Source organism: Streptomyces olivochromogenes (assembly GCF_021538895.1).
Classification (GTDB): Bacteria; Actinomycetota; Actinomycetes; order Streptomycetales; family Streptomycetaceae; genus Streptomyces; species Streptomyces olivochromogenes_A.
The window spans coordinates 12,510-25,810 of sequence record NZ_JADDRL010000038.1 but is presented as its reverse complement, the minus strand read 5'-3'; the positions used below and the strand labels follow the sequence as shown (position 1 = coordinate 25,810).

Here is a 13,301-nt window from a genome sequence, read left to right as displayed (position 1 = left end):
GACAGGTCAGGGCAGCACGACGATCTTGCGCCCCTGGCCCGCGGCGAACCGGTCCAGTGCCTGTGGGTACTCCGTCAGCGGCAGCCGGTGGCTGATGAACACCTGGGGATCGAGTACCCCGGTGGCGAACAGTTCGGCCGCGCGCTCGTAGCTGTGCAGGACCGCCATGGAGCCAGTGATGGTGATCTCTTGGTTGTAGATGCGGTACGGCGAAATGGTGGCCGTCGTCGCATAGTCGGAGACCCCGAACTGCAGAAATGTTCCGGCTTTGGCGACCCGGTCCAGGCCGTCCTGGATGGCGGCGGCGTTGCCGGTCGCGTCGACCACCACGTCCCAGCCACTCGGCCGCCCCAGCTTGTCGGCCGATGTCGCTGTCTGGGTACAGCCCAACTGACCGGCCGTCGCCAGCCGTTCCGGGTTGACGTCGACGACATCGACCGAGGCGGCACCGGTGCGCTTGGCCAGCTCCAGCATCATCAGGCCCATGGTCCCGCTGCCGTAGATCAGCACATGGGAGCCGATCCTGCTGTTGAGCACGTCGTAGCCGCGCACGGCGCAGGACAGCGGCTCGATGAGTGCCGCGTCCTGGACGCCCACATGGTCCGGCAGCCGTACGCAGTTGGCGACGGGTGCCACTGCGTACTCGGCGGCGCCGCCGGCCACGGTCACTCCGATCGCCCGCCACCGGTCGCAGAGGTTGTTGCGTCCGGCCCGGCAGTAGCGGCACTCGTTGCAGTACAGCGAGGGGTCCACCGCGACGCGGTCGCCGATCGCGAGTTCGGTGACCTCGCTGCCGAGTCCCACGACCTCCCCGGCGAATTCATGACCCGGTACGACCGGCAGGGTCGGTGCGAACTCGCCCTGCAGGATGTGCAGATCGGTCCCGCACAGTCCGCAGGCCGCCACTTCGACCACGACCTCGCGCGGCCCGGGAGTGGGGTCGGGCACCGTGGTGACGGTGACCTTGCCGGGGGCTTCGATGACGGCGGCTTTCACTTGACTGCTCCTAGGGACAGGCCGCGGACCAGTTTGTCCTGGGCGGCGAAACCGGCGATGAGAACCGGGAGGGAGACCAACGTGGCGGCGGCGCAGAGCCGGGCGAGGAAGAGGCCCTCGCTGGTGATGAAGCCGACGAGGAAGACCGGCGCGGTGGACGCCTGCGTCGCGGTGAGGTTCACGGCGAACATGAACTCGTTCCAGCTGAAGATGAAGCAGATCAGCGAGGTGGCGGCCAGCCCTGGCATGGCGACCGGTGCGACGATCCGCCACAGGACGGTGAGCAGGTTGGCACCGTCGACCTCGGCGGCCTCCAGGATCTCCTTGGGGACCTCGGCGAGGAACGAGCGCATCATCCACACCGCGATCGGCAGGTTCATGGCGGTGTAGAGGATGATCAGCGTCCACACGTTGTCCAGCATTCCGGCGTCCTTGACGATCAGGTACACCGGCAGCAGGGCCGCGATGGCGGGCAGGAACTTGGTGGACAGGAAGAAGAACATCACGTCGGTCCACTTCTTGACCGGCTTGATGGACAGCGCGTAAGCCGTCGGCACCGCCAGGGCGAGCACGAGCAGTGTCGAAAAGACGCTGGCCATGGCCGAGTTGAGGAGGAACGGGGTGATGTCCCGGCTGAACAGCAGTTTGTACTGGTCGAAGGTGAGGGAGGCGAAGGGGGTCGGCGGGTTGGTCGCCGCGTCGGCCTCCTGGTGGAAGGAGGTGAGCACCATCCATGCCACCGGCGCGAAGAACGCCAGGGTGGCGAGCCAGGCGACGAACGTCCACAGGGGCGACAGCCGGGGCGCACCGGTGTGGTCGTCGTGACGGCGGATGAGCTTCTTGAGCCTCGCGCCCGGTGCGGCGACGGCTGCGTGCGTCATCGGGACACCTCCTCGCGGAACAGCGACGCGATGGTGCGCAGCGCGAAGGTCGCGATCACGATCGAGCCGAGTACCACGACCACTCCGGCGGCGGCCGCCTGGCCGTACTCGTACTTGCGGAACATGGTCAGGTAGATCTCGTAGGGCAGATTGGTCGTCTGGGAGCCCGGGCCGCCTTGGGTGATGGTGTAGACGGCGTCGAAGGTCTGCACGACGTAGATCGTGCCGAGCAGGACTCCCAGCTCGATGTACTGGCGCAGGTGCGGCAGGGTGATGTGACGGAAGGTCGCCATGGCCGACGCCCCGTCGACACGGGCCGCCTCCAGGACGTCGCCGGGCTGCGCCTGCAGACCGGCCAGGAGGATCAGCATCATGAACGGGGTCCACTGCCAGACCAGCGAGACCACGACGGCCGGCATGGGGTAGGAGGAAACCCAGTCCACCGTGGGGCCGTTGTCCGCGCCGAAGAGCCGGTAGACGGCGTTGAGGGTGCCGTTGAGCAGTCCGTAGTCGGGGTTGTAGATGGCGTGCTTCCACAGCAGCGCCGCCGCGACCGGCATGACGAGGAACGGCGCGATGAGCATCGTGCGCGCCAGACCGCGGCCGGCGAACCGGCGGTCGAGCAGCAGTGCCAGACCGAGGCCGAGAACCACGCTGATGAACACCACCGACGCGGTGAGCACGACGGTGTTGAACACCGCTGTGCGCAGTCGCTCGTCGGTGAAGACGAACGTGAAATTGGACAGGCCGACGAAGTGCCGGTCGCCCGGCTTGAGAATGTTCCACTGGAACGTGGAGATGACGAGCGTGGCCACGAAGGGCAGCTGTGTGACGACGATGGTGAAGACCAGAGCCGGCAGCAGCGGGATGCGGCGCCGCCACTTGCCGACGCCGGTGGACGTGCGCGGCCGGCCAGGCGGTCGTGCTGTCCTGGGTGGAGCGGTGAGCGTGGTCATGGGTGATTCCTCTGCCTGAGGGGGTGCCTCTCCGGCCCGTCAAGTACTGGGGGAGGCCGGGGTGGGGAAGCGGTGCCCGGCCGGCGCCGAGGCCGACCGGGCGGTGACGGTCACTGGTAGTTCTTCGCGACGTCCTCGGCAAGCTTCTGGCCGTCGTTCAGCGCCTTGTCCACGCTGGTCTTGCCGGCGATGGCGGCGGAGATCTCCTGGGCGACCTTCGTTCCCAGGTCCTGGAACTCGGGGATGGCCACGTACTGGACGCCCACGGTCGGCCTGGGCTGGACGCCCGGGTTGGCCGGGTCGGCTCCCTCGATGGACTTCAGGGTGATGTCACCGAACGAAGCCGCGGCCTTCTGGTACTGCGGGATCTCGTACGTGCTGGCGCGCTTACCGGCCGGCACGCGCGACCAGCCGAGCTTCTCGCCGACCAACTTCTCGTACTTCTTGCTGGAGGCCCACAGCATGAACTTCGAGGCCGCGTCTGCCTTCTTCGTGGTCTTGGGCATGGCCCACGCCCAGGACCACAGCCAGCCGCTGCTCTTGGTCTCCTGGGTCGGTGCGTAGGCGTACCCGACATGGCCGGCGATCTTGCTGGAGCTGGGGTCCTCCAGCGACCCGGCCGCGCTGGTCGCGTCGTACCACATCGCGACCTTCTTCTGGCTCATGGCGTTCAAGCACTCCGTGAAGCCGGCCTGGGCCGCTCCCGCCTCTCCGTGCTTCCTGACCAGGTCGACGTAGAAGTTCGTCGCCTTCTTGAACGCCGGGCCGTTGACCTGGGCCTTCCAGTCCTTGGTGAACCAGGTGCCGCCGAAGGTGTTGACCACCGTCGTCAGCGGCGCCCCCAACTCACCCCAGCCGGCCAGACCACGCAGGCAGATACCCCGCATCCCCGGCTGCGCGCCGTCGGCCTTGGCCGCGATGTCGGCGATCTGCTGCCAGGTCGGGTGCTCGGGCACCGTGATGCCCTTCGCCTTCATGACGTCCTTGTTGTACATGAGGAAGGACGACTCGCCGTAGAACGGCAGGGCGTAGAGCTTGCCGTCGGAGCCGGACAGCGACTGCACCATCGGCTTGAGCAGGTCGGCCTTGTCGAAGCTCGCGTCCTTGTCGGCGTAGGCACCGAGGTCGTGCAGCCAGCCGTTCTTGGTCCAGATGGGTACCTCGTAGGCGCCGATGGTGGCGACGTCGTACTGACCCGCCTGGGTGGCGATGTCCTGGGTGACCTTGTCGCGCAGCTCGTTCTCGGGAAGGACGGTGAAGTTCACCTTGATGCCGGTGTCCTTCGTGAACGTGCTCTTCGTCAGCTTCGCGATGTCCTCCATCTGCGGGTTGCCGACCATCAGCACGTTGATGCTCTGCCCGCCGCCCCCGGAGCCCGTCGAGCCGCCTGCGCCGCTACAGGCGGCCAGCAATGAGCCCGCGGCCGTGGCCGTGACGAGGACGTGGATCATTCTTCGTGTGCGCATGACTGACTCCAGGGGATGTCTCGAGGGCGTGGGAAACCAGGCCCCCGGCTTGCGGGGGTGGGACAGGCGGGAGGAAACGCGGCTCAGACCCGGATGACCTCGGGGCCCAGCAGTGAGTAGCGGTGTGCTTCGGAAGCGGGCAGCCCGGCGTCGGTGACGATCGCCTCGAACGCCGTGACGTCCGCGAAGCGGCAGAAGCTCACGGCACCGAACTTCGTGTGGACCCCGGAGAACACCCGGCGTCTGGCGGCCCTGAGGACCTGGGCCTTGACCTCGCTGACCGCGGGGTCGGGGGTGGTGAGCCCGTACTCGCGGGAGATGCCGTTCGCGCCGACGTACGCCAGGTCGATGACGAAGCCGGACAGCATGCGGGTCGTCCAGTGGTCGACCGTGGCCAGTGTCCCGCCACGCACTCGGCCGCCGAGCAGCAACACGGTGAAGTTGTCGGAGGAAGCGAGGGCACCCGCGGTGGTCAGCGAGGAGGTGACCACGGTCAGTGGCCGGTCGCGGGGGAGGGCGGCGGCGATGAGCTGTGGGGTGTAGCCCTCGTCGATGAAGATGGTCTCGGCGTCCCCGAGCAGTTCGGCCGCGGCGGCCGCGATCCGGGACTTCTCGGGAACGTGCATGGTGATGCGGAAGGCGAGCGTGGTCTCGAAGCCCGCGCTCTCCACGGGATGGGCACCGCCGTGGGTACGGCGGACCAGCCCGTGCCCCTCCAGCAGGTTCAGATCGCGCCTCACGGTCTCCTTGGAGACACCGAGGTCGGCTGCGAGCTTTCCGACGTCCACGGATCCGCAACGGCGTGCCGTTTCCAGAATCCCGCGTCTTCGTTCCTCGGCGTCCACGGCGACACCTCCGTTTCACGGCTCCGCGCGTTGTGCTCGCACCGACTGTTTTTCCGGTGCCCGGCCCGTTTCGGCTCCGGTGGCCAAATTTCTATAAGCGATTGGCGGTACTGACCAGGTTCGTCGTAGAGCCGTTGATGACCGAATATGCCCGTACTTCGGAGTGCGAAGCCCCTGGATTTCGCGGTCGAGGGCTCCGCGGCGCGGGGAGCCGCTGCCCGCTCGCCGACTGGGGTGTGCCCGCTCCCTGCCCGTTCCTTCCGGAGGGATCCGGACACCCGCCCAAGGTTTGGCACGAAATCGGGCCACCTGCGCCGTGTCGGATCGCGCAAGGCGTTGACCTGTGTGATCACGATCTGCCCCAAAGCCGAGTGGCATGGGTCGCAGCGGCGGACCAAGCTTGGTGGCAACTGGAGGTCCCCGTCGGCGTCATCGGGGGCCAGGCTCAGAGCAACAAGGGGTTACCGTCACAGTGATCGACACGGACGAGCTGGCCGAGCGGAACGCCGGGTTCGCCGACGGCGGATCATTCGCCGGCCTCAAGCTGATGCCCAGTGGCAGTCTGACGGTCATCGGATGCGTCGACCCTCGTGTCGACCCGTCCGACGTGCTCGGGCTCAAGCTCGGCGAGGCAGCGGTGATCCGCAACGTCGGAGGGCGGGTCGCCCCCGCGACACTCCGGACGCTGGAGATGCTCTCGAAGGTCGTCCAGGCCCGCGCGGGCGGCCCTCGCCCGGGCCACGTCCACTACGCGGTCCTGCACCACACCGACTGCGGGATCACGGACCTGGTCGCGTTCCCCGAGCTGCTGGCCGACTACTTCGAAGTTGCGGCCGGGGACCTGGACGCCAAGGCGGTCACCGACCCGGTCGCCGCCGTCCGTGTCGACGTCGAAGTCCTCAAGCAGAAGCTTCCGGACGGAGTCTTCGTCTCGGGGCTTGTGTACGACGTGGCCACCGGGCTCATCGAGGTCGTCGTCCCGCCCGCGCGAGTGGAAGGATGACACCGCGCGGCGCCTGCGGCCGGTCCGGCCGGCGTGACCGCCGTGGGCGTGCGGCTTCTACCGGCATCTGCCTCCCTGGCCGGTCCTGTCGGCGGGGAGCCGCTTCCTAGCATGTGCGACGATCACGGGCACTCGGCGGCCGAGGCGGCCTGGTCGGCGCCTCGCGTCGCGGAGGGACCGGCTGTCGACCCGGTGACGCTGCCCGAGGTCGACGAGGTCAGGGTCACGACGATGGTCGACAACACCTTTGATGCCCTGCTGACCTCTGCCGAAGGCGTCACCCGGGCGTCGATGGGCGCCGGGCGGACCGCCGCGCGGCAGTTCGCCGACGGCGAGGCCTCGCGGGGCTGCGTGCCGAGCACGGCTTCTCCGCCCTGGTCACCATCCAAAGCGGGAACACGAGCAGCACGCTGCTGTTCGATACCGGCGCGTCGCCGGACGCGCTGGCGGTGAACGCCGAGCGTCTTGGCATCGATGTCGGCGGCCTGCAGGGCGTCGTGCTCAGCCACGGACACTTCGACCACGCGGGCGGCTTCGACGGCCTGGCCCGGCTGCGCGGGCGCTCCGGCCTGCCGCTGACCGTCCACCCCGCGGTCTGGACCCGTCGCCGCTTGGAACTACCCGCCGGCCAGAGTCTGGAGATGCCCACGCTGTCACGGGGTGCCCTGGAACGCGAAGGGTTCGAGGTGATCGAGCGGCGGCAGCCGTCACTGCTGGCCGGCGGCACCCTGATCACCGGCGAGGTGGACCGCGTCACCGAGTTCGAGCACGGCATGCCGCAGGCACACCAGGCCTGGGACGGGAACGGCTGGCGACACGACCCCGCCGTCATCGACGACCAGGCACTCGTCATCAACGTGCGCGGCCGAGGACTTGTCATCATCACCGGGTGCGGCCACGCCGGAGTGGTCAACATCATCCGGCACGCCATGAGGCTGACCGGCGTCACCGAACTGCTCGCCCTCATCGGCGGATTCCACCTGAGCGGTCCCGCCTTCGAGCCGGTCATCGGCCCAACGGTGGCCGCGCTCATCGAACTCGCACCCGAGCTGATCGTCCCCGGTCACTGCACCGGCTGGCGCGCCCAGCACACCCTCGCCGCAGCGCTCCCGGACGCATGGGTGCAGACCAGCGTCGGAACCACCTACACGCTCAGCGCCCCACAGGCGGGTGTGGCCTGAACCCGGTTCAGCGGACCGTGATGACGGGGGAGCTGGCCGGCGCCGCCGCACCTCGCACATTGGCATCCGGTGCCTAGGCCGGCAACGGCGGCGCCCGGGTGATCTCCGGGAGGAGGTCGCTGTCCGGTCCTTGCCCGTATCCCGTGACCGGCGCGTCCGCGGGCGGTGACGAGGTGGGTGCCCTTGCCCCGGGACCCAACTGCCCTCCGGTACTGCGAAGCTGACCGCCTGTTCGCCCCGCGTGTCGGAGAAGTGGCCCGACCCGCCCCACAGTCTTGACGTGAGCACGACCGATAGCTACGTTGCGACAGTGCTCCGGGCCGGTCTGGTGTCCAGCGGCTGGAGAGCTGAGAAGAATTCTCGACTCCCTGCAATACCCGTTCGGACTTTCGGTCGTCAGGACAACGTTGTCACATGTGATGTCGAGGTGAGCCGTTGTGCGTCCCGCCGCCCTGCCTGTGAGGAGTTCATCTGGCGGTACACCGCCGAACGACGACAACGTTGCCAACGCGCCCTCCTGGTCAGCCTCATGCATGAGAGAACGGAACCTCTCGCCACTGTGCGGACCGCTGCCCGTTCCCCGGCCGGACCAACGCCCCTCACCGGAGCCTCTCTTCGTCCGTCCGCCTCGGTGTACTCCCGAACGCATCCCTCAGGAGGCAGCTCGCGATGTTCTCGATTCCTGTCGGCGGCCGCCGACATCGTACGCGCAGACGACCGTGCCGCGGCCGCTGGATCCGCACGACCCTGGGTGCCGCCACTGGCGTCGCCCTCCTGGGCGCGCAGGCATTAGCCGCTCCCGTCGCCTGGGCGGGGCCCTCAAGAGCGGCGGAACTCGTGTCGGCGCCGGCGGACTTGGTCAATCCCTTCATCGGCACGTCCAACGACGCAAACGACTTCCCCGGTGCGGACGTCCCCTTCGGCATGGTGCAGTGGAGCCCGGACACCTCGTCGCGGCCACCCGGTGGCGGGTACGAGTACAAGGACTCCTCGATCACGGGATTCAGCCTCACCCACATCGCGGGACCGGGCTGCGGAGCCGCGGGCGACATACCGGTGCTGCCCACGGTGGGCGCTGTCAGCAACACGGCGACGGACTCCTTCTCACACGCCAACGAGTCCGCCTCGGCCGGCTCCTACAAGGTCGCCCTCGACAACAAGGTGACGACCGAACTCACCACCACCACACGTAGCGGCATGGCTCGCTTCACCTTTCCCGCGACCGCCCAGGCCGACCTCCTCTTCAAGCTGACCAGCAGTCAGAATGGAGGGTCGTCAACACAGTTCAACGTCGTCTCCAATACCGAGGTCAGCGGCCAGGTCACCAGCGGAAGATTCTGCGGCGCAGGGAACACGTATACCGTCTACTTCGACATGGTCTTCGACCGGCCGTTCACCTCCAGCGGCAGCGCGCTCGCCCACTCGACGAACACGCCCAAGCCGACCGCCGACCGGGCCGGCAAGACTGTCCCGGAGAAGCCGAACAAGCCACGCCTGCACGGATCCCTGCCGAAGCCTCGCGCCGAGAGGGCGGTACCCCAGGACGCGTCCCCCGGCGCCGCCGCCTCGAACGCGCACGTCACGTTCAACACGACCGCGAACCAGGTCGTCCAGGCCAAGGTCGGCATTTCCTACGTCTCCGCGGCCAACGCGGTCGCCAACCGGAGCGCCGAGAACGCCGACTGGAACTTCGACGGCGTGCGCGCCGCGGCCCACAAGGCTTGGGACACGGCGCTGGGCAAGGTGCAGATATCCGGCGGCACGGCAGACCAGCAGAAAATCTTCTACACGGCGCTCTACCACTCGCTGCTGCACCCGAACGTCATCAGCGACACCAACGGCCAGTACTACGGCTTCGACGGAAAGACGCACACGGTCGATACCGGACACGACGCCGCCTACGCGAACTACTCAGGCTGGGACGTCTACCGTTCCCAGGCCCAGCTTGAGGCACTGGTGAGCCCTCAGGTCGCCTCCGACACCGCCCAGTCGATGACCGACGACTACATCCAGACCGGGATCTTCCCCAAATGGTCGGAGAACAACGGAGAGTCCTTCGTCATGGTCGGCGACCCGGCGGCGGCGATCATCGCCGACTACTACGCCTTCGGGGCGCGGAACTTCGACACGTCGAAGGCGCTGGCCGGCCTGCTGAAGCAGGCGAGCGTCGCGAACAACGACCGACCGGGCCTGAACTACCTGGACAACCCCGGCTACGAACCCCATGACGGCAGTTACGGCTGCTGCAACTTCTACGGCCCGGTGGCCACGACCCTGGAATACGACACCGCGGACTTCGCTCTCTCCGCCTTCGCCGGCGCCCTCGGCGACACCCGGAGCCAGCAGACATACGCCCATCGCGCGCAGGACTGGCGCAACATGCTGAACCCGGCCTCCGGCTTCGTCCAGCCCCGCAACGCGAACGGCTCCTGGACCAGCGGATTCGATCCCACCAGCGGTACAGACATGGTGGAGGCCGACTCGTGGATCTACTCCGGCATGGTTCCCTTCAATGTAGCCGGGCTCGCCACCGCCAAGGGCGGTGACAAAGTGATGGCCGACTACCTCGACACCGTCCTGCGCAGCTACACCGGCGCCAACGGCTACGCGTGGGTCGGCAACGAGCCGAGCATTGAACTGCCCTGGGAGTACGACTACATCGGTCGGCCCTACCGGACCCAGGCGACGGTGCGCTCGATCCAGGACCAGATCTGGTCCAACACCCCCGCCGGCCTCGCCGACGGCAACGACGACCTCGGCGCGATGAGCGCCTGGTACGTCTGGTCCGCACTGGGCATGTACCCCATGACGCCCGGTACGTCGGACCTCGCCCTCGGCTCGCCGCTGTTCTCGCAGGCCGTGATCAATCTGCCCTCCGGCAAGACCCTGACGATCAACGGCGACGGTGCCGCGGACAACGCGCCCTACGTGCAGTCCGCGACCTTCAACGGGTCCGTGTGGAACAACGCCTACGCACCCACGAGCGCGATCACCTCCGGCGGAACGCTCAGCTTTACGCTCGGCACCAGTCCGAACACCGACTGGGCCGCGAACGCGTCCGCCGCCCCGCCCTCCTACCCCGGTGACACAGCCGCCCCGCCGAAACCACGGGTGGGTCCCATCAAGTCCGGAGTGAATGCGGCGCAGTGCATCGACGACGCCAACTCCGGCACCGACGATCACACCGCGATCCGCCTGTGGACCTGCAACGGGACGTACGCACAGGACTGGACGGTCGCGGCGGACGGCAGCCTGCGCACCCTCGGCAAGTGCCTCGACGTGGCGAACAGCGGGACGACGAACGGCACGCTCGTCCAGCTCTACACCTGTAACGGCACCGGTGCCCAGAAGTGGACGCTCGGCGCCAACGGCTCCCTGACGAACCCCAACTCCGGTCTCTGCCTGGACGACCCCAATTCCTCCACCACGGAAGGGACACGACTGCAGATCTACACGTGCAACGGGACCGCGGCGCAGAAGTGGACGCTGCCACCGGCATGACGCCTCCGCCACGCGCGAGCGCCTCATCCGCATATCACCCGTGAGGCGACCGGAGACGTCCCGATAGCCGAGCAGGCGCAGATGGCGGGACATGGACCGCTACTACTGCAGTCCTCCCCGATGCCTGGCGTCGGCTCCATACACCCTCGCCCTTCTGACCTCCAAGCGGCGGAGCGAAGAAGGGCGAGGGCGACGGTGATGGGGGAGTAGGGGCAGGCGGCGAGGCGCTCGGCCAACGTCTGTGCGGCAAACGGGGATGCGCTCAGCTTCCTCGCCGTACGGCCCCCGCCAGGATCCATGCCTCGATGGCTTCGTACTGGCGGCGTTGCTCCTCGGCCTTCTGCCGCCCGGAGATCACGGTACCCGCCCAGCCCAAGGCGAAGCCCAGCGGGATGGAGACCACACCTGTGGTGGTGAACGGGAACCAGTTGAAGTCGGCGTTGGGGAAGGCGGAGAAGGGGGAGCCGGACACCAGGTTGGTGCCGGTCATCAGAGCGATGGTGGCGAGGGTGCCACCGATCAGGGTGCACAGCAGACCTGTGCGGGTGTAGCGCCGCCAGAAGAGGCTGTAGACCAGCGCCGGCGCGAGTGCCGAGGCGCCGATGGACACCGACAGGAGCGCCAGCGGCTGCAGGTTGTGGTGCTGGACGAGGGTGGCCAGCAGGATGGTTGGAGCGCCCACCGCGAGGGCGGACACACGGGCGAGGATCATCTCGCGACGGGCGGTCGGCTGCGTGCGACCGACGAACAGGTCGTGGGCAAGGGTGTTGGCGCAGGCCAGGATCATCCCGGCGACTGAGGCGAGCAAGGTGAGGAAGAGCGCTGTGGTGACCGTGGTGAAGAGGAAAGTCTCGGCCGTCGACACGTCAGCCCCGAAGGCCGCCCGCGAGCCCAGCAGATACGCGGTCCTGCCGGTGGGGTCGGCGGCGGCGATCGTCGTACGCCCGACCAGCGCCGTCGCGCCGAAGCCGACGACCGTGATGATCAGCACGAAGAAGGCGACACAGGGAACCGCCCAGGACATGGACCGGCGCACCTGAGGGGCGCTGCTCGCGGTGTACATGCGCATGGTGACGTGCGGAAGACAGGCGCCGCCGAGGACGACGGTCAACTCCGAGGTGATCATGTCGATTCGGGGATAGGACCCGCCGGCGAACTGCAGACCCGAGTGCAAGAACGCGGACCCCACCCCGCTCCTCTGCGCCGCCGCGGAGAACAATGCGCCCGGGTCCCAGGCGAACTGCCGCAGAAGCAGTACTGCGACGACAGCGCCGGAGCCGAGCAGCATGACGATCTTCAGGATCTGGATGAGGGCCGTACCCTTCATGCCGCCGATCGCCGCGTAGCTGATCATCAGCGCGCCGATTCCGACGGTGCACCCGGTCTTCAGCGAGTCGCTGGAGAAACCGAGGATGAACGACAACAGATCGCCCGTGCCCGCGAGTTGGATCAGCATCATCGGCACCAGCGCCGCGATCGTCACAGCGCACGCGGCGATCCGCCCCGCGCGGCCGGGCATCCGCCGGGCGAACACATCGCCCATGGTGAACCGGCCTGCGTTGCGCAGCGGTTCGGCCAGCAGGAACATCAGCAGCATGAGCGAGAGGGCCGTGCTCAGCGCCAGGACGACGCCGTCGTACCCGTCGAGCGCGATGACGCCTCCGGTGGACAGGACCGTCGCGGCGGAGATGTAGTCCCCGGCGATGGCAAGGCCGTTTCGCATCGGGGAGAGCGATCCGTACCCGGTGTAGAACTCGTCGAGGTCGTCCCCGTCGGGTCCCGTCATCACGCAGAGAAGCAGGATGATCGTGGCGACCGTCGTGAAGGCCACCAGAGACATGGCTTGGGTGGAACTGCTGAAGCCCGTCATCGTCACGCCCTCCGCTTGGCGTCGAGCTCGGCGTGCCTGCGAATGCGGTCCGCGATCGGGTCGACCCTGCGGCGCGCCGTGTACTCGTACAGGCCGATGGACAAGCAGGTGACGGGCACTTGGAGCAGCCCGACCAGCAGTCCCGTGGACAGTCCGCCCCAGACGGTGCGCGTCATCAGCGACGGCGCCAACGCGGATAGGACGAGAAAGAGCGTGAAATAGCCGAGCGCGGTGAACGTGGCCACACGGCGCTGCCAGCGGTATGCGCCGCGCAGGGTGCGCAGGTCGCTGTGATGACCGTGGGCTGGAGAGCGCGGTGTCCTTCGCTCGGGCTCCGGTAGCGGTTGTGGCGGCCAGGGGTAGGCGGCGTAGGAGCGAGACGAGTGGAGCGCGGGGCCGTCCGGCGGGGCCATGTGACGTGGTGGGTGCTCGGGGGACGAGAACGCGTCGGTCATCCCGTTTCTCCTTGCGTGGCTCAGGGCCCGTGCGGGACCGCAGGGAAGCGGGGGGTGAGGGCACGCTACTGCTTGGTACGAACCTGCGGGAGTCCTTCGACAAACTGAGTGGTTGGTATGCGTGCGGTGGATGGCTGTATCAGGCGC

General features: G+C 67.9%; 11 protein-coding genes. 3 read left to right on the top strand and 8 right to left on the bottom strand.

Annotated features, from left to right (window positions below):
- Positions 1-6: 6 nt before the first annotated feature.
- From IPZ69_RS20455 to IPZ69_RS20435, 5 genes are all read right to left on the bottom strand, one after another.
- A complete protein-coding gene (locus IPZ69_RS20455; RefSeq protein ID WP_235455619.1) occupies positions 7-996 on the bottom strand; it encodes a zinc-dependent alcohol dehydrogenase family protein in 990 nt (329 codons plus the stop codon).
- Positions 993-1,877: a carbohydrate ABC transporter permease gene (locus tag IPZ69_RS20450; RefSeq protein ID WP_235455618.1), complete on the bottom strand. Its 885-nt coding sequence runs from the start codon at positions 1,875-1,877 to the stop codon at positions 993-995. The genes IPZ69_RS20455 and IPZ69_RS20450 overlap by 4 nt, the downstream gene beginning before the upstream one ends.
- Positions 1,874-2,833, bottom strand: coding sequence for a carbohydrate ABC transporter permease (locus IPZ69_RS20445; protein WP_235455617.1), 960 nt, complete (start codon positions 2,831-2,833; stop codon positions 1,874-1,876). The genes IPZ69_RS20450 and IPZ69_RS20445 overlap by 4 nt, the downstream gene beginning before the upstream one ends.
- A gap of 110 nt (positions 2,834-2,943) precedes the next feature.
- Positions 2,944-4,299 (bottom strand): ABC transporter substrate-binding protein, encoded by a 1,356-nt coding sequence (locus IPZ69_RS20440; protein ID WP_235455616.1) that lies wholly within the window; start codon positions 4,297-4,299, stop codon positions 2,944-2,946.
- An 83-nt stretch (positions 4,300-4,382) separates the two neighbouring features.
- Positions 4,383-5,144, bottom strand: coding sequence for a DeoR/GlpR family DNA-binding transcription regulator (locus tag IPZ69_RS20435; protein WP_235455615.1), 762 nt, complete (start codon positions 5,142-5,144; stop codon positions 4,383-4,385).
- 472 nt (positions 5,145-5,616) lie between these two features.
- Between IPZ69_RS20435 and IPZ69_RS20430 the strand changes: the two genes are divergently transcribed.
- Positions 5,617-6,147: a carbonic anhydrase gene (locus IPZ69_RS20430; protein ID WP_235455614.1), complete on the top strand. Its 531-nt coding sequence runs from the start codon at positions 5,617-5,619 to the stop codon at positions 6,145-6,147.
- Between the two features lie 122 nt (positions 6,148-6,269).
- Here the strand turns inward: IPZ69_RS20430 and IPZ69_RS20425 are convergent, their stop codons facing one another.
- Positions 6,270-6,656 carry a hypothetical protein gene (locus tag IPZ69_RS20425; RefSeq protein ID WP_235455613.1) on the bottom strand — a complete coding sequence of 129 codons (387 nt, stop codon included), beginning with the start codon at positions 6,654-6,656 and terminating at the stop codon, positions 6,270-6,272.
- On the opposite strand from IPZ69_RS20425, the gene IPZ69_RS20420 reads away from it, so the two are divergent.
- Positions 6,558-7,328 (top strand): MBL fold metallo-hydrolase, encoded by a 771-nt coding sequence (locus IPZ69_RS20420; protein WP_308407516.1) that lies wholly within the window; start codon positions 6,558-6,560, stop codon positions 7,326-7,328. The genes IPZ69_RS20425 and IPZ69_RS20420 overlap by 99 nt on opposite strands.
- Positions 7,329-7,997: 669 nt before the next feature.
- Entirely contained in the window at positions 7,998-10,829 is a 2,832-nt protein-coding gene (locus IPZ69_RS20415; protein ID WP_374293534.1) for a lectin, read from the top strand.
- A 262-nt stretch (positions 10,830-11,091) separates the two neighbouring features.
- On the opposite strand, the gene IPZ69_RS20410 is transcribed toward IPZ69_RS20415, so the two are convergent.
- Entirely contained in the window at positions 11,092-12,699 is a 1,608-nt protein-coding gene (locus IPZ69_RS20410) for a sodium/solute symporter (RefSeq protein ID WP_235455611.1), read from the bottom strand.
- A gap of 2 nt (positions 12,700-12,701) precedes the next feature.
- On the bottom strand, positions 12,702-13,154 hold the full coding sequence (locus tag IPZ69_RS20405; RefSeq protein ID WP_235455610.1) for a DUF485 domain-containing protein: 453 nt from the start codon (positions 13,152-13,154) through the stop codon (positions 12,702-12,704).
- Positions 13,155-13,301 lie beyond the last annotated feature (147 nt).